Origin of the sequence: Exiguobacterium aurantiacum, assembly GCF_024362205.1 — a bacterium.
Classification (GTDB): domain Bacteria; phylum Bacillota; class Bacilli; order Exiguobacteriales; family Exiguobacteriaceae; genus Exiguobacterium; species Exiguobacterium aurantiacum_B.
Genome location: NZ_CP101462.1, coordinates 2,097,261 through 2,117,205, shown reverse-complemented (window position 1 = coordinate 2,117,205; position 19,945 = coordinate 2,097,261). Strand labels below are relative to the sequence as shown.

The window sequence follows — 19,945 nt, the reverse complement described above, 5'->3', positions numbered from 1 at the left end:
CTATGAAGGGGATATGGACTATGCGTAAAATTATCGTCGGCTCACGCCGTTCACAACTTGCGATGACACAGACGAAATGGGTCATCGACCAATTGAAGAAAGCCGGGGCTCAAAACGAGTTCGAAATCAAAGAAATCGTGACGAAAGGCGACCAAATCGTCGACGTCCAGTTGTCGAAAGTCGGCGGCAAAGGGTTGTTCGTCAAAGAGATTCAACAACAGATGATCGCCGGAGACATCGATTTCGCCGTCCACAGCATGAAAGATGTGCCGGCCGAGTTGCCGGAAGAGCTCTTCATCAGCTGCATGCCGAAACGCGTCGACGCCCGTGACGTGCTCATCTGTGAGAACGACTACACGCTCGAGACGCTCCCGGAAGGTGCCGTCATCGGGACGAGCTCGCTTCGTCGCGGTGCGCAGATGCTCGCCGCCCGCCCGGATTTCGAGATTCAATGGATCCGTGGGAACATCGACACGCGTCTCAAAAAACTCGAGACGGAGAAGTTCAACGCCATCTTGCTCGCCAAAGCCGGGCTCGAACGGATGGGCTGGACGGACCGCGTCGACTTCGAAGCGCTTGACGCCGACATGATGGTCCCGGCCGTCGGACAAGGCGTACTCGCCATCGAGAGTCGGAAAGAAGACGCTGAAGTGACGGCGATTCTGCAACTGTTACATGATGACGTGACGGCGAAAGCGGCGACGGCTGAGCGGACGTTCTTGAAGGCGATCGAAGGCAGCTGCCACGTACCGGTCGGCGGTTATGCGACGGTCGATGGGGACGACGTGACACTCACGGGCCTCATCGCATCGGTCGATGGGAAAGAAGTGCTCCGTGTGACGAAGACGTCGACTGACGCGGTCGCACTCGGCAACGATGTGGCAGACGATCTTCTTGGACGCGGCGGGCGCGAAATTCTCGCCTCGGTCAATGCGTGACGTCTGGTACACGGGAACAAAACGACTGACCGCTACGCAACGAGCCCGGCTCGCCGCGAGCGGTCTTTCCGTTCATCACGTCCCGCTCATCGAGACGAGATTGACGCATAGCCAGATACCGATTCACACATTCGACTGGCTCGTCGTGACGAGTCAGACGGCCGTGCCGGCGCTCCGTGACGTCCCGCGCGACGTCCGGGTCGCAGCCGTCGGCGAAAAGACGAAACAAGCACTCGAGGCCGTCGGTTTCACCGTCTCGCTCATGCCCGAGACGTATACGGGCGAGGCGTTGTTCCGTGACCTTAAGAACGTCGTCCAAGCGGATGAGATCGTCCTGTTCGCCCGAGGCGACTTGGCGAACACGGACCATATGAAGCAACTCGAAAACGTCCATGACTGGGTCGTCTATGAAACGATCGGCCGTGAACTGACGGATACGGAAGTCGAGGCGCTCGAGAACGTTGACGCGCTCCTCGTCCTCAGCCCGTCCGCCGTTCAGGCGCTCACGCCTTACCTCGAGCACTTCCACGGAACGTGGTACGCCATCGGTGAAGTGACCGAGCGCGCCGTCCGGGAAGTGTCGACGTTACCGGTCCGAGTGCCTGAGTGTTATACTATGGATGCATTAATACAGTGTATAGGGGAGGATTTTTCATGAACCAGTTTGACCGTCACCGTCGCCTTCGTTCATCGAAGTCGATGCGTGCACTCGTACGTGAAAATCATGTTCGGAAAGAAGATTTGATTTACCCGCTCTTCATCATCGAAGGGACAGACATTAAACGCGAGGTCAGCTCGATGCCTGGCGTCTTCAACTTCTCGCTCGACCGCCTCGAGGACGAGATCAAGGAGATCGTCGACCTCGGCATTCAATCGGTGCTCTTGTTCGGCGTACCGGAACATAAAGACCCGGAAGGTACGGAAGCGTATCACGACCACGGTATCGTCCAAGAAGCGATCCGCAAAGTGAAAGAGTGGGCGCCACAGCTCACGGTCATCGCCGACACGTGCCTATGTGAATACACGTCGACGGGCCACTGCGGCATCGTGAAGAATGGTGACGTCGATAACGACGCGTCGCTACCGCTTCACGTCCAGACGGCGATCACGCAAGCGCAAGCAGGCGCTGACATCATCGCACCGAGCTCGATGATGGACGGCTTCGTCGCCGCCATCCGTGAAGGGCTCGACCAAAACGGGTTCAACCATATCCCGATCATGAGTTACGGCGTCAAGTACGCATCGGCGTACTACGGACCGTTCCGTGACGCAGCCCAATCGGCACCTGGTGAAGGCGACCGCAAAGGCTACCAGATGGACCCGGCGAACCGCCGTGAAGCGTTCCGTGAATCACAATCAGACGTCGAGCAAGGCGCCGACTTCATGATCGTCAAACCTGCGCTCGCGTTCATGGACATCATCCGTGACATGCGCGACTCGCTCGATATGCCGATCGTGGCGTATAACGTGAGCGGAGAGTACGCCATGGTCAAAGCGGCGTCATTGAACGACTGGGTCGATGAACAACGCATCGTTATGGAGACGATGGTCGGTTTTAAACGGGCCGGTGCAGACCTCATCGTCACATATTTCGCAAAAGACGTCTGTCGCTATTTGGAAGGAGACTACGCATGACCTATAAACAAACACGCTCAGAAGCGGCGTTCGAACAAGCACGTCCGCTCATGCCGGGCGGGGTGAACAGCCCGGTCCGTGCCTATAAATCAGTCGGCATGACGCCAATCTTCGCTGAACGCGGTGAAGGCTCACGCGTCTATGACATCGATGGCAACGAATATATCGATTACGTCCTCTCATGGGGACCACTCATCCTCGGCCACCGCGACCCGGTCGTCACGAAGGCGATTCAAGAGCAAGCCGAGAAAGGCTGGACGTTCGGAACACCGACCGAGCTCGAGACGAAAATGGCCGAGCTCGTCATCGAGCGCGTCCCATCGATCGAGATGGTGCGTATGGTCAACTCGGGTACGGAAGCGACGATGGCGGCACTTCGCCTCGCACGCGGCTACACGGGCAAGACGAAAATCTTGAAGTTCGAAGGTTGCTACCACGGTCACGGCGACTCGCTCCTCATCAAGGCCGGTTCAGGCGTCGCGACGCTCGGTCTCCCGGACTCGCCGGGCGTACCGAAAGACTTGGCGAGCCAGACGCTCACGGTGCCGTATAACGATTTGGATGCCCTTCGCATCGCTTTCGAGAAGTTCGGCGACGACATCGCTGGTGTCATCGTCGAACCGGCGGCCGGCAACATGGGCTTCGTGCCACCGCAACCTGGGTTCCTCGAAGGACTCCGCGAGATCACGGAACAGTACGGCTCGCTCCTCATCTTTGACGAGGTCATGACCGGGTTCCGGGTCGGTTACAACTGTGCCCAAGGCTACTTCGGCGTGACGCCGGATTTGACATGTCTCGGGAAAGTCATCGGCGGCGGCCTTCCGGTCGGTGCCTACGGCGGAAAACGCGAGATTATGGAACAAATCGCGCCGCAAGGACCGATTTACCAGGCTGGGACGCTGTCAGGCAACCCGCTCGCGATGATCGCCGGCTACACGACGCTGTCGCAACTCAAGCCTGAGCACTACGCCGAGTTCGAACGCAAAGCGGACCGTCTCGCCGAAGGCTATACGAAAGCGGCAGAGAAGTATAACATCCCACACGACACGAACCGGGCCGGCTCGATGTTCGGGTTCTTCTTCACGAACGAGAAAGTGACGAACTTCGAGAAGGCGAAGACGGCGAACCTCGACTTGTTCCGCGCTTACTATCAGAAGATGGCGGCGCGCGGCGTATTCTTGCCACCGTCACAGTTCGAAGGGTTGTTCCTCTCGACCGTGCATACGGACGAAGATATCGACCAAACGCTTGCGGCGGTCGACGCGACATTTAAAGAGCTGCAACAAGAGTTTTCATTGTAATCTTGACGGAAACATCTTCTGTCGCTACAATTGTTTAACAGATACGATAAAAAGCTACGATGAGGAATAGTACGCAATCGACATCCTTTTTCAGAGACGCGGCCGCTTGGTGCGAGGCCGCGAAGGATGGTGCGGAAGTCGCCTCGGAGCTGACCTTTTGAACGAAGTAGGAAGGTCCGGTCCATCGACCGTTATTCGATTTTGAGGGCGCCACATGTGGCGAACTAAGGTGGTACCGCGGAAGATACGGCTTCTTTCGTCCTTAGCGTTAAGGACGAGAGTAGCCGTTTTTTTGTCCACATTACTAGAGGAGGTTGGGCATATGGCCAACGAGACAAACGAAATCACCATGCCGACGAAGTACGATCCAAGTGCGACGGAAGCAAAATGGTATGACTACTGGTTAGAGAACGACGTATTCAATGCAGACGAGGACGATTCAAAACAGCCGTACACGATCGTCATCCCGCCACCGAATGTCACGGGGAAACTTCACCTCGGACACGCGTGGGACACGACGCTCCAAGACTTGCTGACACGCCTCAAGCGCATGCAAGGCTATGACGTCCTCTGGCTCCCAGGAATGGACCACGCCGGGATCGCCACGCAAGCGAAAGTCGAACAGAAGCTCCGTGAAGACGGCATCATGCGTTACGACCTCGGACGCGAGAAGTTCCTCGAGAAGACGTGGGAATGGAAAGATGAGTACGCGGACACGATCCGTGCCCAGTGGTCAAAACTTGGCCTCGGTCTCGATTACTCACGTGAGCGCTTCACGCTCGACGAAGGACTCTCGAAAGCGGTCCAGGAAGTGTTCGTCCGCCTCTATGAGAAAGGCTTGATTTACCGCGGCGAATATATCGTCAACTGGGACCCGGCGCAAAAGACGGCCGTTTCCGATATCGAAGTCATCTATCAAGAAGTCGAAGGTGCATTCTACCACATGAAGTATCCGCTCGCTGACGGCTCGGGCCACATCGAGATCGCGACGACGCGTCCAGAGACGATGCTCGGCGATACGGCCGTTGCCGTCAACCCGAAAGATGAGCGCTATGCGCACCTCGTCGGCAAGACGATTATGCTTCCGGTCATGAACCGTGAGATCCCGATCGTCGCCGACGACTACGTCGACATGGAGTTCGGTACAGGTTGCGTCAAGATCACACCGGCGCACGACCCGAACGACTTTGAAATCGGGAACCGCCACGAGCTCCCGCGCATCCTCGTCATGGACGAAGGCGGCAAGATGAACGAGAACGCAGGCAAGTACGAAGGGCTCGACCGCTTCGAATGCCGCAAGCAACTCGTCAAAGACCTAGAAGCGGACGGCACGCTCGTCAAGATCGAGCCGCACACGCACTCGGTCGGACACTCGGAACGTTCAGGCGCGGTCATCGAGCCTTATCTCTCGAAACAGTGGTTCGTCGACATGGAGCCGCTCGCGAAAGCAGCGCTCGAAGCTCAAGGACATGACGATACGAAAGTCAACTTCGTCCCAGAGCGGTTCGAAGGCACATACCTCCGTTGGATGGAGAACATCCGCGATTGGTGTATCAGCCGTCAACTCTGGTGGGGCCACCGCATCCCGGCTTGGTACCATAACGAGACGGGTGAAGTCTATGTAGGTAAAGAAGCACCGGCTGACAGTGAGAACTGGCACCAAGACGAGGACGTGCTCGACACTTGGTTCTCGTCAGCGCTCTGGCCGTTCTCGACGATGGGCTGGCCGGACACGGATTCAGCAGACTTCAAACGTTACTTCCCGACGAGCGCGCTCGTCACGGGTTACGACATCATCTTCTTCTGGGTCTCACGCATGATCTTCCAATCGCTCGAGTTCACTGGGAAGCAGCCGTTCAATGACGTGCTCATCCACGGTCTCATCCGCGACTCGGAAGGCCGCAAGATGTCGAAATCGCTCGGAAACGGCGTCGACCCGATGGAAGTCATCGACCAATACGGCGCGGATTCGCTCCGCTGGTTCCTCCTCACAGGATCGACACCAGGGAACGACCTTCGTTTCTATTGGGAGAAGATCGAGTCGACATGGAACTTCGCGAACAAGATTTGGAACGCGAGCCGTTTCGCCCTCATGAACATGGACGGCATGAAGTATGAGGACATCGATTTGTCAGGCGAGAAGACGCTCGCTGACAAGTGGATTCTCACGCGCTTGAACGATACGATCGATCAAGTGACACATCTCGTCGACAAGTATGAGTTCGGCGAAGCCGGCCGTTACTTGTACAACTTCATCTGGGAAGAGTTCTGTAACTGGTACATCGAGATGGCGAAACTCACGCTCTACGGTGAGGACGAGGCTGCGAAAGCGACGACACGTTCAGTGCTCGCGTACACGCTCGACTCGATCATGCGTCTCATGCATCCGTTCATGCCGTTCCTCACAGAGGAAATCTGGCAGCACTTGCCGCACGAAGGCGACTCGATCGTCCGTGCGAGCTACCCGACACGTCGCGACGAGCTCCACTTCGCGGACTCGGTACCAGCGTTCGAAGCGGTCATGAACGTCATCCGTTCGGTCCGTAACATCCGTTCGGAAGTGAACGCACCGATGTCGAAACCGATTCAACTCTTCATCTCGACGTCTGATGAGGCGACACAAGGTTACTTGAGCGCGAACGAGACGACGATTGGCAAGTTCACGAACGCGACAGAGCTCGAAATCGGACGCGGCTTGACGGCTCCTGACAAATCGATGTCGGCCATCATGACGGGTGCGGAACTGTTCATCCCGCTCGCCGACCTGATCAACTTCGAGGAAGAGATCGCCCGTCTTGAGAAAGAAGTGGCGAAGTACGAGAAGGAAGTCGAGCGCGTTCAGAAGAAACTCGGCAACCCAGGCTTCACTGGCAAGGCGCCGGCTCACGTCATCGACGAAGAGAAGGCGAAAGAGAAAGACTACCTCGACAAGCGTGACGCAGTCCGTGCGCGTTTGGAAGAGTTGCGTAAATAATGAATCAACCTTCTTTGGAGAGCTGTTCTCCGAAGAAGGTTTTTTTGTCGTTTGGTGGAATTTAGGAGAGGAGACGATACAAAGGTGGAGTGACATGAGACGAATCGGAATAGTGTTGGGTTTGGCTGTGATCGGATTGAGTGGATGTGTGGCGGAACGAGCTGAACCAACGGAATCAAAAATCACGGTTAGCGTAAACAAAGAAGAAATTGATTCAACCGTTTCCGATGTTGAGGAAACGACGGCGAAAGAAGTGTTCGGTTCGATGATCGAGGACGTGCCGAAAGGGACCACCCGACTACTCGATGCGGTCACGGCCCAATACACGCTTCAATATACGGATGGCACGTCCGAACGACCGTCGAGAGACGGTGTGATCTATGAAACGGTCATCGATGACCTTGGGCTCATTGCCATCAAGTTGCCAAATCGCGACGATTCGTTCGGCGTGTTCAACTATTCCCGGGACGAAGAGTGGGCGTTGCATGGCATCCAAAACGTTACGATTCCCGAGACGGCCGAAAAAGTCCGACACGGGTTGGATTTGCCTGAAGAGGAGCTATTTGTCACCCACTTTGAGATGAATCAGCTGGAGCGCCCGGTAGAGATGTGGACGTTGTATGATGAGACGCAACGCATCACGATTTTGTCGACCGATGCGTTCAGCGTGGCCGATGGAGAGTTGATTGAGCGGCGAGACGTTTCAAATGAGCGGTATCGCTTGGATCAACCGGAAGGGAGAGGCTTGTTTTATGTAGATCAAGGCAAGCTCATCGTTTTGACGGGTGATGTGTCAGAAGAAGTGTTGCTCAACCTCTCGGACTCATTGCCAGAGGCGTCGTCGGCTGATTTTCCATTGAAGAACCAGGAATAGAGTAACGAACCCCCGGCATCAGGAATGATGTTCGGGGGTTCGTTTGCGTTTAACATAGATGATGCCAAATACTGTGGCGGCAATCAAAACATGAAAGAAGAACGGTTGAGGATGCCCAATGAGGAATAGATGAATCGCATAGACGACGTAAAGGATGCTGCCGAATCCTAGCAAGATGGAATAAAGAACCTTCATACGTCATCTTCCTCCGGTTCTGTCCAAAATGGAAGGCGACCGGTCGTCACGAAATAAGATGATGTGAGCAGGACGCCAATTGCAAGTCCAGTTACATGAGGCTGAATCGACTGACCTATCAACGACAAATAAAAACTGTAGACGAGATATGACGTGGACACGACGATCAGCGTCATGAGCAAGATAGTCATCTTCATTTTGTTTCACTCCATTCGAGCTCGTTCAAATGCTTCATAAATTGGACGAATGAGACACCTAGGAAGAAGGACGGCATCGCCCAGACCCAGTTGCTGAGAAACGGTCCTTGCCAGAGCTCAAGCGAAATCATGCAGGCGAAACCTAACGAAATGAGTGAAGCGAGTAAGCGCATCATAAAACCTCCAAACGGAATTTGTCTATTCTACGTGGCGAATCACAAAAAGGTTCCTACAAAAAAACCATCCCGCAAAAGCGAGATGGTTCATGTGCCACAAAATGTCTGATACGGATACGTCCGCGGCGGTCCGGGTGAGACGTAGCGTCCGTAGTCGGCTTCGTAGTCGTACGGCTTCCGCAATACGTCGAGCAGGGCTTGGGTCGGCTCGAAATCACCGCGTTCGGCTGCCGAGAGGGCGGCCTCGACGTGATGATTGCGCGGGATGACGGCCGGGTTATGCTGACGCATAAGCCGGGTGACGTCCTCATCGGGGAGACCTTGCTCATTGAGGCGTTTCCGCCAAGCGGCGAGCCACGCCTTGCCATCGTCCTGGTTGGCGAAGGCGAGTGCGTCGGTGTCGCCGAGCGTGAGGGCGCGGAACGTGTTCGTGAAGTCGGCCTCGGTCTCCATCATCAGCCGGAGCAATTCGTCCGTTAATACGTCGTCTTCGTCTTTCCGGACGTAAAGCCCGATTTTATGGGCGAGCCCTGTGAAGTAGGCGTCTTTATACGTTTCCGTATAGTCGTTCAACAGCTTGTTGGCGATGTCGACGGCCTCTTCTTGCGTGTCGGCGAGGAGTGGGAGCAACGTCTCGGCCAGGCGGGCCAAGTTCCACGACCCGATATACGGCTGGTTCGCATAAGCATAACGTCCCTCACGATCGATCGAGCTGAAGACGGTGTTCGGGTGATACGTATCCATGAACGCACACGGTCCGTAATCGAGTCCTTCACCGCTGATGAACGTGTTGTCCGTGTTCATGACGCCGTGGATGAATCCGACGAGCTGCCAATCCGCGATCAGTTTCGCCTGCCGGGTAATCATGCGGCCGAGGAACTGTTCATAGCGGTCCGGTTGTCCTGCAAGGTCGGGGTCGTGGCGCTGGATCGCATAATCGGCGAGCACAACGACGTCATCGATTGATCCGGCCGCGGCGGCGTATTGGAACGTGCCGACACGTAAGTGGCTGGCCGCGACGCGCGTCAAGATGGCCCCGTGCTTCGGACCTTGACGCATGATTGGCTCACCGGTCGTGACGACAGCGAGCGCCCGGTTCGTCGGGATGCCGAGTGCGTACATCGCCTCACTGATGAGGAATTCGCGCACCATCGGTCCAACGGCGGCCCGTCCATCACCGCCACGCGAATACTCGGTCGGACCTGAGCCTTTCAATTGAACATCGAACCGCTTTCCGTTCGGGGCGACATGTTCCCCGAGCACGAGTGCTCGTCCGTCACCGAGCATTGTGAAATGGCCGAACTGGTGACCGGCATACGCTTGCGAGAACGACGTGTCGGTCTGGCGATTCCCGGCGAAGAGCGCGATGTCTTGGCGTACCTCGGCGTCGAGGCCGAGTGTCTCGGCGAGTGGTTCGTTCCACAGGACGAGCTCGGGCTTGTCGACCGGATGGACCGGTCCCCGGTCGTAAAAGATGTCACGGAGATCGAGGTAGGTCGCCTCGAAGTTCCAGTTGGTTGTCATGGTGATTCCCCCTTCTTCGCCTCGAGTATAGCACAGCCGATTCCGTGCGTAGCGCTTCGCGAATTTTGGTAAGATGAGAAGGAAGTGTGAAAACGGGAGTGATGGAAGATGGAGACGAGACAAGATGTATTTGATTGGCTACATGGCCAGCTGCGGTTCGGGATTAAGCCGGGCCTGAAACGGATCGAGTGGATGTTGAACGCGCTACAGGTCAAAGAGTTGCCTTCGATTCATGTGGCGGGGACGAACGGGAAAGGGTCGACGGTCGCTTTCTTGCGGGCGATGGCGATGAAACAGGGGTTGAACGTCGGGACGTTCATCTCACCGTACATTATCCAGTTCGAAGAGCGGATTATGTTGAACGGGGAACCGATTCGTGAGGACGACCTCGTTCAGATTGCCAATCGCGTCCGCGACTGTGCCGCCAAGTCGCCGGAGACGTTGACGGAGTTCGAACTGCTGACGGTCATGGCGTGGCTCTATTTCCATGAGCAACAGCCCGACCTTGTCATTTGGGAAGTCGGGCTCGGCGGACGTCTCGACTCGACGAACGTGTTGACGCGACCGCTCGCGACGGTCGTGACGTCGATTGGGCACGATCATCAAGGAATTCTTGGCGACACGCTCGAAGAGATTGCCCTTGAGAAGTTTGGCATCATGAAGTCGGGCGTTCCGATGTTCCATAGCTTGACGGAGGAGCGGTTGATTGTTTTGCTCAAGCGACAAGGGGAGACGATGGACGCCCCGATTCACGATGTCACACCACTCGTCACATCTGTAGAGGATGGGACTGACACAGTCGTCACGTATGATGGGATGCCTCCAGTGACACTCGGATTGACCGGGCACCATCAAGCATATAATGGGGCGTGTGCCATCGCCGTGGCTCGTCATCTCGGCTGGAAGAATGAAGCGATTCAAGCGGGACTCGAGTCGGCGCAACATCCGGGACGCTATGAACTGATTTCGAGACAGCCGCGCATCGTGCTCGACGGGGCGCATAACGCGGAAGGCGTCGCCGCGCTCGTCGAGCAGCTGAAACTCGAGCGTGACGTGACCGTGCTCGCAGCCATCCTCGCTGACAAGGACCGGGAAGCGATGATTGAGTCACTCCAGACGGTCGCGGACGTCTATGAGACGACGTTCGATTTCCCGCGTACCCGAACGAGGGACAGTCTGATTACCGACGGGGCCCGTTACATTGACTGGCAGGAGTGGTTGGCTGCGTGGCTCGAAGCACCGAAATCTGAGACGCTCGTCGTGACGGGGTCGCTCTATTTTATTAGCGAAGTGAGAACATATTTAAAAGAAACATTTACCAATGCTTAAAGAAATCTATGTAAGTTCTTGTAAAGTGGTGTGATAATGAAGCATAACCATCAAATTCGGGGAGGAACTCGCATTGCGTAAGTTTCTGCATATACTCATTATTTTTATCTTACTTGGCTCGGTTGTGCCACCAACCGGGTCTGCCAATACAAATCAACCCCTATTGAACGTGTTGATTTTACGAGATGCTTTTAGCTCCTCAAAAACGCTCACCGTCGATCAATATAAGGCAGCAATCGATACGTACCGTGCCTCATTAAACGTAGACAATGCAAAGTTAAACTTGCAGTTCATGACGATTAAAGAATTTAACGCTTCTCGTTTTCCTATGGTAGGAGCGTATGACGCCGTCATGATCGGTAGCAGTCCGTTGTCTGTCAAATACCAGACGGGAACTATCGGACGGAGCGCGAACCATGACACGACACTTCAATTCAACGATTTGACTGCCCTTAAAGTAGATGAATTGTTCAACTCAATCGTGCGCGTCGGCTTACCGCTCTATATACACGAAGATGCGGCAAATGGAGGTCCCCAATTAAAACGACTCGCTTCATTTGCGACGTACTCGAATGTCTCGGTCTTCCCGAAAGAAGGCGAGAAAAATATCGATCAGCAGATGATTCAACAACTCAATAAATCTACGGGCATCCGTCCTCGATTGACGAGCACGAACCTTACTTACAATCAGCAACCTATCACGAATAACACCATCACTGTTCAACAGGATGTCCGAGCTCCGATTAATTTCGCATACAATTTGGCGATGTCTCCAAGTGCTGCCACGATTGTCGAGCTATATATCGACTTCGATCACAATGACCGGTTCCAGCCTCAAGAAAAAGTGGTCGAGCAAGCTGCCAAGCTTTCGGCAACGATTGACTTTACATTGTCACGTCCGACGTTCAGTGGTCCGAAAAACTGGATGCTTGTGGTGAAAGATACGATTACAGGACGAGCCGACTATAAAAAAGGAAGCTTTGTCTACGTGGATCAACAAGTGCAAGCAAATATTTTACAATTGACGGCAGGGACGAGCACGAATGGACAAATATCTAGAGATTTATCAGATATGCTTGTCGACCCGGCCGGAAACTATGCGTTCAAGCTGAAGAACGGAAACACGGACAGTTTCGATAAAGGCGCATATGATGCGTCATTAGCGGCAAACGAATATGATATGTTGATTTTCGGCTTTCAAGACTCATACAACGTGTCAGGCAGCATGAGTGAGACCGCGACGAGAAAAGTTAAACGCTTCAGCGAGACTGGCCAAGGAGTCATGTTGACGCACGACACGATTTTCCGCACGAATAGCGCGGATGCGCCGACTTCAGAATGGGAACGGCAGTTTGTCCACCACGATGCCGCATCGAACATTTCTGGGCAACGGACGTATACGAACATGGGGTTCGGTGCACCTGAACGAACGTCGCAGGCCATCAAAGTTCAAGATGGGATTTTCACCAACTATCCGTTCAAGTTAGATGCAGCACCGAAAAGTATCTCAAGTACCCACAATCAATATTTCACGCTCGATTTAAATGATCCTGAAGTGACGCCTTGGTATAACTTGTACTCTACAAGTGGAAACCGCGTCTATGGAGACGCGAATAACCATTATTACACATACACGAAAAACAACTTTACCTATTCAGGAGCAGGGCACACGAACAGCTTCACTCAGCTTGATGAGAAAAAAATCTTTATCAATACGATGTATCGTGCTTTCATCGGGGCAAACCATAAACCTTATAACGTCATTGAATCGATTAGCGATCAAGTGAATGCCTATTCGAAAGAAGACATTAAAACAAAGACGCTCGAAGTGACGGCTGGACGTGATGTACGCATCATGTGGCGTCCAAGCGACTATGACTTCCAAGATCAATCGCTCACTTCGACGTTCACGTACAACGGTAAGACAAGTACGTTTGAAAATTTACGAAACTATGAGGTAAGAGAATTCGTCATACCGGCCGCCGATGTCATCGAAGGGACACCTTTAGTAGTCTCCATCGAGACTACGGACAAGCGAAACGCCAAAGTGACCGATACGTTAACCATCAATGTGAAACAACCGGAATCGGTCTCGGATTTAATTAAAGTGACGCGCTCGATTAATCCGTCGACCATCTCCTTGTATGAGATAGGGACGATCAATTATCAAGTCGAGTATCCTGAGCAATTTGATCGACTGCCGAACCAGTTAGGAGACAAGTTTATTCGCATCAAGTTGGCGACATTCACTGAACAGTTGCCAAAAGAACTTGAAGTCGTGGCCATCCGCGATGCGGCAGGAAACGAGTTGCCCATCTCAAATACTCAAAGAATTGATGTCGCATTCCCGTTAGAGCTCTATTATTTACGAAATGGGTCTGTCAATGTCTTTTTACCAGAGGAGAGCGGGGACCGTCGTCTCACGTTTGACGTCGTCGTCCGAGCTGTTCAACCTTCTGCTTCGATTCTCCAGTTGAAACAAGCCGACAACGCCCTCAAGACGGACATCGATTATTCGAAGAAGCAAGATCATATATTAGATAAACATAACGACTGGGATAAGGAGACGACCATCACCTCAACGTTCCCGGATCTCTTTATCAACATCGGCTCCCCGTTCGCCTATAAGGCGAAGATTCCAGACGTGACACTACAAATCGGAGCAGATCAAGTCGTCAGTCCGGTCATCACGGATGCGAAAGGGAACGTGTTCACGAACCCGAACTGGAAAAACTTGAAATGGGAAGTCGTGGGCAACGACGGCATTGTTCAATTAAGTGGCTTAGGCAATAACGCCGTCATTAAAGGAATCAAAACCGGACAAGCGAAACTACGTTTAACGGTTGAACCAGGAGAAGGAAGACCGGCCATCACAGCTGAATCGACCATCAAAGTCATCAGTCCACCTGAGCAAATCCAAATCAACGCCCAATCGTTATACGTCGGGCAAAAGGTGACGGTGACTCCAAGCATCCTACCGAGTACGGCTCAATTCGAGACAGTGCGCTATGAGACCGTGTCGGGTGACAGTGTCTCGTTCGTTCAAAAAGGCTCGGCACTAGAAATTAGTGGCCTCAAGCCAGGTGAAACGGTCATTAAAGCGACGGTAAACGCAGGAGACGTGTTCACTAATTTGAACATTCGTATGCCGTCTACGACGTTCACTGTGAGTGTAGTAGCACCTACGTTGACGCAAACGCCGGAACAACTTGATCTATGGGTATGGGATAGCCTTGATGATGAGAAGCGTGTGAACGATACGGCTTCGATTCGCATTCTGTCCAACCCAGAAGTCGGAAAAGAGACGACGTTGATTGGAACGATACCCGCTGCGTTGACGGTTACACCCATCGCGTCTGGTTATACGCTACGCGCCAACCATGGCCATGGGTCAAACGGGAACGTGACATCTATCTCGTTACAGACCGCCTTCGTCGAGACTGCACTTAAAAATGTCGTATCCAATCCTACTGTGATTCGCGTAAACGAGTATCCGAATCAAGTGTTGGCGCAAGACATGACCATCAATATTGGAGAAGGTGCCGCATCGAGAAGTCCGTCACTTCAATTCTGGCCGGTCACGTCGACATGGCGAGATTACCGTTTAGAAGTGTTGGCAGGTGAAGCGTTTGTGAAGGTGAATAGTTCTGGCAAGCAATTGATTCCCGTCAAACCAGGTATCGCAAAAGTGAAAGTATACACGACGCTCCCTAACGGTCGAACGTTCGTCCCTGTTATAGACACGTTCTATGTCCGTGTCATTGAAACATCGGGAGAGAGTAAAGACGATCGGTATTAATCCAAGAAAGTTGGAAGTCAATTGAAACGAAAATGGATGTTATGTGCCATGGTGCTGCTCGTATCACTCGGACTATTCGTTTGGAGCAAAGCGACAGTCGACCTTGCGTCCCTTCAAGGAGAGGACCTGCAAAAAGCCGTCTCGGCAAAACGTGATTTGACTGTGGAAGACGTTCATGAGCTTCAACGACGTGGTGAATGGAAAGCGGTCGAACTCGCAATTGAATCTGAAAAAGTAAAGCCGACACCCGACTTATTTTTAGAAGCCCTTCAACTCGGAACGAGTGAAGTGATTCGCACCTATTTGCAACATGGGGCTGATCCGTTCGCGGAAGTGAACGGAGAACCACTCATGGCGAGAGTGTATGGTGAAAACGCAGATGCAGAAAAATGGAAAGTCGTGAACCAAGAAGTTGACGATGATCGGCTCCTTGTCCTCGCCGCTGATGCGCTCGATATGAACGCCGTCACTTCACTGCTTGATGGTGGTGCAACGATTCCGGTGCAAGCGAAAGAATCAATTTTATATCAACCTATCCGCCATAATCATGTGCTGCTCATCGAACGGTTGATCGCGAACGGAGCGTTATGGACGTCCGCGCACGAACAGTTGGCTCGTGAGTTCCGTTCCGACGCTGTATTGAAGTGGATGAATCAACATTAAAAAGACCCGCGCTCCAGTGAAGGAGCTCGGGTCTTTGCTGTCGCTTATTGAACTTGAACCGGTTGGCTCACAAAGAATTGAAGCTGATTGGTGACAGGTAACGTATCCAATTGATTGAAGACCGCATCGTTATACGTCAGCTGAAGACGCGAATGCTCGGGCGCTTGCTCAGGTACGTTACGCTCAAAGTACTGAGCGGCCGACAGTCCGTCCGCCTCTGGATAACGACCACGGAAGACGTTTACGTCGAGCGGGCCTCTGCTATATAACCCCCCTTTGATTTGGAGCTCCGACCCGACCGCGTACACTTGTGTCTTTTCTAAAGAGTCACTATACAAAAAGGCTTGGAGTGATGTCGAGCCGGTTTCGAATTCGTTGATCCGGTTCAATAAGATTTTCCCTTTCGAAAGAAGGATGAGCGAATTGAGACTGTCTTCATCAAGTGGTCGAATGTTGGCGCGATCAATCACGCTGTCACCGAGCACGTATACCGTGGACTCAAACGAGACGTTTCCTTGAATTGTCAAATCGCCGTTTACCAGCAACGGCCGATCAATCGAAATATGATCGAGCGAATCAATTGTAAGGTCACCATCAAACAAGAGTGGATTCTCATTTTTTGCAATTGATTCCGTAATCACCATCGGTCTCCCCGCTAAAGAGGGCGGTAGTGTCACGATGGACGTATCCGTTAACCGGTCATATAGTCGTTTTGTTAAATAGGGACTCGGACGTTCGATAATAGTCGAGCCATCGTCACTAATGACACGTTCCGTCTCGAACACTTGGTTTGTCCGAGGGATGATTGATTCTTTGAAGAGGGTAGCTTCGACCGTGTTCGTGTAAGGCAATTTTTGAGCCAATCGTCGGTTCACGAACTCGATGATGGAATAGTCAAACTGGAATGGTGAGAACTGGCTAGTGACAGGTCCGGCATCTGGAAACTCGTTCGCGCCGTTATTTCCAGCTGTGAAATAGTTTGGCTGACGACATACACTACAAGAGGCAAGGTCCGGTACGTCGATTCGTCCATCTAAATAAAAGCGGCTCGTGGGCAGGTTTTGGAGCTGTTTCGCTTCGCCATCCAATTGGTAATTGGCAGAGCGCAACAACGTGAACGGGCCACCTGAGTAGATGTTCCCTTTTACGGTCGGCATCCCATTTACCGATAGCTGTTGGTCTGAACCAAGTACGTAATATAAAAATGATGGTAACGCCGTTAAATATAAGTCTTGAGTGTATTCGACCTTTAAACGTGGCTGTTCAGGGTTTGTTTCGCGGCTAGCCACGACGTTCACTTGTAAAACTTTTGTGAATGGTGCGGTGTTGAGGGTGTTTGCTTCGTCATCCTCTTTTAATCGGATTGAGTACGTGATGGTACTGTCGCTCGTCTCGTTAAATTGCACAAACGGTTCGTCGGAAGCAAGTGTCTCTTGAATCGCGTCATTAAAAACGGTCTCAGAAGTCATATGATCCGGTACGCGATTCGAATCATGAAGCGGAAAACGATTACGCACGTCTGCTGCAATTAAGTTAAGCGCACTTTTTGCGTCTTCGTTTAGCTGCGTATCTTCGGTTCGGATGATCGTCAATTTATTTGTCACAAGGTTGACTTGCATGGCGGCGAGCGATAACACAGCGAGTGCCGCCATCGTCACAAGGACGAGGACGAGGACGTATCCTTCTTCTCGCTTATGCATAATGAGGACCTCCTTCTTTTAAAATGGGATAGCACTTTTAAACGTCCTGGTTGAATCAGGGTTCTCGGCCAAAGACAATACCAGCTCGATCTCAAAGAGCCCACTGGTCATATAGCGCGGACGACGCGCGTCGTAAACGGGATCAAGTAGCTGAATCGAGATTTGCTCGAGTATAACGTTTGGATTACTTGGTGTATAAGACGAATCAGATAAGTTCAGTTCAATCGATTCATAACCTGCTTGGCGATAAATCATGCCGGCCGATGAAATCTTTGGTTCGGAAAGTCGATGAAACTGATAAGTGTCATCGATCATTGTGACCGCGTCGAATTCACTGCGGTTCACTTCTGATAAGATGGAAGAGACTAAATAATCGGCTTCACTTCGTAGTTCACTCGTATCGTTTGTCAATCTAAACCCTAGAGTACCTGATAGAAAAGCCGTAATAATTGCTCCGCTCAAAATCGATGCCACGACTACTGTCACAAGCAGTTCAACTAATGTAAAACCATCTGATTTTTTACTGAGCGTCTTCGCTTTCCGGAACAGCTGTCTCGGGGAACGGTTCACGTAACGTGGCATTTGATATCACTCCTTTCAGACTTACAGGTGTGGTCATCGTTTCCGTCATGACGGAAACTTCAATTTCAAGCGTGTTATCGAGTTGAATCGATCGCGTTTCGTTTACGTCAACTTGGAACGTCTGTCCGTTAATCTCCGTACAAAATGGACAATGGGCTCCACTCGGGACAAGTTTTGATAGAGACAACTCATCTTGTAGCGTTGAAGCTCGCCGATCAAGTGTATGTAACGTGTTTTGTGCGACTTGGTTGGCAATGGTTCGATTCAAACTATCGTTCGTGGTTTTCAAACTTTGACTAAAAATGTTCAATAAGGAAAAGGAGACGATAGATAGAATGACGATCGAGACGAGTACTTCGACGAGCGTGAAACCTTGCTCGGAACGGGTCATTATATTGACCTCCTTTTCAAATATATTTTAAAGATAGGGAAAAAGAGACGTTTAACCTGAAATAATTGTTATTTTCTGTACAATGCATATTATACTAAAGTTACAGTGGTAACGGATAGTCATTCAAAGTCCCATTGGGCTTGAAATAGAGGGGGAAATGGAATGAAGCGATATGGGATACATTTGTTCATCCTAGCCGGGCTAGTCCTGCTCGTGTCGTTGCCGACGATTGGGCTCGTAAACTATCTCGATGCCTCGGCGAAGACGAGTACTACATATAAAAAAACAATAGTGGCTGGTATCAATGTATCGGGGATGACGAAAGAAGAAGCGGTTGTTCGGCTTGATAACGCCATCAAAGACTTCAACAACACGCCGTTCACAGTGACGCTCGTCGATGGGACGACACTCGAAGTCGGAAAAGACGTCGTCTCGTTCAACGTCGACGCGACACTCGAGGCGGTCACTGAATCGGATACATATCCGCTCATCACGACGGTCGATGAAGCACGGTTGACGCCATACTTAGAAAACCAACCGGTGACGCTTTCGATGGTGACACCGCCGCTCATCGAAGCGGCCTCGAACTTAAATTCAGACGTGATGCTCGAGATGACGGCAACAGAGAGCGACGTTGTCGCCTCGATCACGGTCAGTCCGACACCATCAATGCGATCGGCGCTCGACCGAATGAACGGCTTCGAGATGGAAGCTGGTGACATCTTCAGCTTAAAAGCGTTCGGGGAAGATTTTGAGGCGCTCAGCACGCTCGGTTCATCGATGTATCAATTGTTCGCGGCGACACCGTTTCAAATTTTAGAGCGCGTGCAACATGAGACGTTACCGGCTGATATTGAGCTCGGCTATGATGTCAAAGTCGACGAGCGTTCGAACTTCGCCGTTCAGAACACGGAACAGACATCATACGCGCTCATCGTGTTAGAGGAAGGGAACACCGTGACGGTGCAGTTACTCGGTAAGCCATTCATCGGCGCTTATGAATCGCGCGTCGAAGACGTGTCGACTGTCCCGTATCAAAACATCGTCCGCTTCTCACCGTCGCTCACGGCAGGCAGTTCATCTGTGACCCAGTCCGGGCAGACCGGGGAGTCAGGTAAACTGTATCGCGTCCGCATCACGGACACCGGCGAATCACTCGAGCTTCTCGGATTTGATTTTTATGAGCCGATCCCGGAAATTGTGACGAAAAGTTCCGTCCCGCTCCCGCCTCCTGAACCGGTCGAACCGGTGATTCCAACTTTCCCGGACGAATCACTGGAAGATGACCTGTTCGATGACGATGTAGAGGATGACGGATTGAATGAGTTTGAAGAACAGCCACCGGTGTATGAAGATGACCCGGTGCCAAGTGAGGGGGCAGTCGGATGATCGGGTATTTGATTTTGATTGCCTTTTGGGTACTCGCTACATTGACCGTGTTCGCCTTGTCGATTCCATACATTCGGAAGCGTGAGACGAAAGGGGTCATCTCGTTGCTCGTCGCCGTGCTCTCGCTCGGCGTGTATAGCCTGTACGTCGAAGGGCTCGAACGGGTATGGTGGGCGTGGGCCCTCCTCGCTATCGGTTTGGCCGGCGGTGCAGCGCTCAGTACGTTCATCGAACAGCGAGACGTCGAACAGGAGGTACCACAGAGGATGGTGAAGTAA

At 52.4% G+C, this 19,945-nt stretch carries 18 protein-coding genes and 1 other annotated feature; of the genes, 11 read left to right on the top strand and 7 right to left on the bottom strand.

The window, feature by feature from the left end:
- Positions 1 to 20: 20 nt before the first annotated feature.
- From hemC to NMQ00_RS10950, 6 genes are all read left to right on the top strand, one after another.
- Positions 21 to 938 (top strand): hydroxymethylbilane synthase, encoded by a 918-nt coding sequence (gene hemC / locus NMQ00_RS10975; protein WP_255176719.1) that lies wholly within the window; start codon positions 21 to 23, stop codon positions 936 to 938.
- Positions 877 to 1,596 (top strand): uroporphyrinogen-III synthase, encoded by a 720-nt coding sequence (locus NMQ00_RS10970; protein WP_255176718.1) that lies wholly within the window; start codon positions 877 to 879, stop codon positions 1,594 to 1,596. Before hemC ends, NMQ00_RS10970 begins: the two co-directional genes overlap by 62 nt.
- A complete protein-coding gene (hemB, locus tag NMQ00_RS10965) occupies positions 1,593 to 2,573 on the top strand; it encodes a porphobilinogen synthase (protein WP_255176717.1) in 981 nt (326 codons plus the stop codon). The genes NMQ00_RS10970 and hemB overlap by 4 nt, the downstream gene beginning before the upstream one ends.
- The gene (gene hemL / locus NMQ00_RS10960; RefSeq protein WP_255176716.1) at positions 2,570 to 3,874 is read left to right on the top strand and encodes a glutamate-1-semialdehyde 2,1-aminomutase; all 1,305 of its coding nucleotides are present in this window, start codon (positions 2,570 to 2,572) and stop codon (positions 3,872 to 3,874) included. Before hemB ends, hemL begins: the two co-directional genes overlap by 4 nt.
- A gap of 47 nt (positions 3,875 to 3,921) precedes the next feature.
- Positions 3,922 to 4,141: a binding site (T-box leader), on the top strand.
- 55 nt (positions 4,142 to 4,196) lie between these two features.
- Complete coding sequence (locus NMQ00_RS10955; protein ID WP_255176715.1) at positions 4,197 to 6,848, top strand: valine--tRNA ligase; 2,652 nt, start codon at positions 4,197 to 4,199, stop codon at positions 6,846 to 6,848.
- A gap of 94 nt (positions 6,849 to 6,942) precedes the next feature.
- Positions 6,943 to 7,722, top strand: a complete 780-nt coding sequence (locus NMQ00_RS10950; RefSeq protein WP_255176714.1) for a hypothetical protein — start codon at positions 6,943 to 6,945, stop codon at positions 7,720 to 7,722.
- 18 nt (positions 7,723 to 7,740) lie between these two features.
- Here NMQ00_RS10950 and NMQ00_RS10945 read toward each other — a convergent pair whose 3' ends face one another.
- The 4 genes from NMQ00_RS10945 to NMQ00_RS10930 all read right to left on the bottom strand — a co-directional run bounded on the left by NMQ00_RS10945 (position 7,741) and on the right by NMQ00_RS10930 (position 9,814).
- Positions 7,741 to 7,917 (bottom strand): hypothetical protein, encoded by a 177-nt coding sequence (locus tag NMQ00_RS10945; RefSeq protein ID WP_255176713.1) that lies wholly within the window; start codon positions 7,915 to 7,917, stop codon positions 7,741 to 7,743.
- Positions 7,914 to 8,114 (bottom strand): hypothetical protein, encoded by a 201-nt coding sequence (locus NMQ00_RS10940; RefSeq protein WP_255176712.1) that lies wholly within the window; start codon positions 8,112 to 8,114, stop codon positions 7,914 to 7,916. The genes NMQ00_RS10945 and NMQ00_RS10940 overlap by 4 nt, the downstream gene beginning before the upstream one ends.
- Positions 8,111 to 8,287 (bottom strand): hypothetical protein, encoded by a 177-nt coding sequence (locus tag NMQ00_RS10935; RefSeq protein WP_161566882.1) that lies wholly within the window; start codon positions 8,285 to 8,287, stop codon positions 8,111 to 8,113. The genes NMQ00_RS10940 and NMQ00_RS10935 overlap by 4 nt, the downstream gene beginning before the upstream one ends.
- Positions 8,288 to 8,377: 90 nt before the next feature.
- Positions 8,378 to 9,814, bottom strand: coding sequence for a protein adenylyltransferase SelO (locus NMQ00_RS10930; protein WP_255176711.1), 1,437 nt, complete (start codon positions 9,812 to 9,814; stop codon positions 8,378 to 8,380).
- Positions 9,815 to 9,922: 108 nt separating this feature from the next.
- On the opposite strand from NMQ00_RS10930, the gene NMQ00_RS10925 reads away from it, so the two are divergent.
- The 3 genes from NMQ00_RS10925 (at position 9,923) to NMQ00_RS10915 (ending at position 15,605) form a co-directional block, all read left to right on the top strand.
- A complete protein-coding gene (locus NMQ00_RS10925) occupies positions 9,923 to 11,143 on the top strand; it encodes a bifunctional folylpolyglutamate synthase/dihydrofolate synthase (protein WP_255176710.1) in 1,221 nt (406 codons plus the stop codon).
- A 328-nt stretch (positions 11,144 to 11,471) separates the two neighbouring features.
- Positions 11,472 to 14,942 carry a DUF5057 domain-containing protein gene (locus tag NMQ00_RS10920; protein ID WP_255176709.1) on the top strand — a complete coding sequence of 1,157 codons (3,471 nt, stop codon included), beginning with the start codon at positions 11,472 to 11,474 and terminating at the stop codon, positions 14,940 to 14,942.
- Positions 14,943 to 14,990: 48 nt separating this feature from the next.
- Complete coding sequence (locus tag NMQ00_RS10915; protein ID WP_255176708.1) at positions 14,991 to 15,605, top strand: ankyrin repeat domain-containing protein; 615 nt, start codon at positions 14,991 to 14,993, stop codon at positions 15,603 to 15,605.
- A gap of 44 nt (positions 15,606 to 15,649) precedes the next feature.
- Here the strand turns inward: NMQ00_RS10915 and NMQ00_RS10910 are convergent, their stop codons facing one another.
- From NMQ00_RS10910 to NMQ00_RS10900, 3 genes are read right to left on the bottom strand one after another with little or no spacing between them, the layout of a single operon-like run.
- Entirely contained in the window at positions 15,650 to 17,305 is a 1,656-nt protein-coding gene (locus NMQ00_RS10910) for a hypothetical protein (RefSeq protein WP_255176707.1), read from the bottom strand.
- 18 nt (positions 17,306 to 17,323) lie between these two features.
- Entirely contained in the window at positions 17,324 to 17,887 is a 564-nt protein-coding gene (locus tag NMQ00_RS10905) for a prepilin-type N-terminal cleavage/methylation domain-containing protein (RefSeq protein ID WP_215190293.1), read from the bottom strand.
- On the bottom strand, positions 17,826 to 18,278 hold the full coding sequence (locus tag NMQ00_RS10900) for a prepilin-type N-terminal cleavage/methylation domain-containing protein (RefSeq protein WP_255176706.1): 453 nt from the start codon (positions 18,276 to 18,278) through the stop codon (positions 17,826 to 17,828). Before NMQ00_RS10900 ends, NMQ00_RS10905 begins: the two co-directional genes overlap by 62 nt.
- Positions 18,279 to 18,440: 162 nt before the next feature.
- On the opposite strand from NMQ00_RS10900, the gene NMQ00_RS10895 reads away from it, so the two are divergent.
- Positions 18,441 to 19,667: a G5 domain-containing protein gene (locus NMQ00_RS10895; RefSeq protein ID WP_255176705.1), complete on the top strand. Its 1,227-nt coding sequence runs from the start codon at positions 18,441 to 18,443 to the stop codon at positions 19,665 to 19,667.
- Positions 19,664 to 19,945, top strand: a complete 282-nt coding sequence (locus tag NMQ00_RS10890; protein ID WP_215190290.1) for a hypothetical protein — start codon at positions 19,664 to 19,666, stop codon at positions 19,943 to 19,945. The genes NMQ00_RS10895 and NMQ00_RS10890 overlap by 4 nt, the downstream gene beginning before the upstream one ends.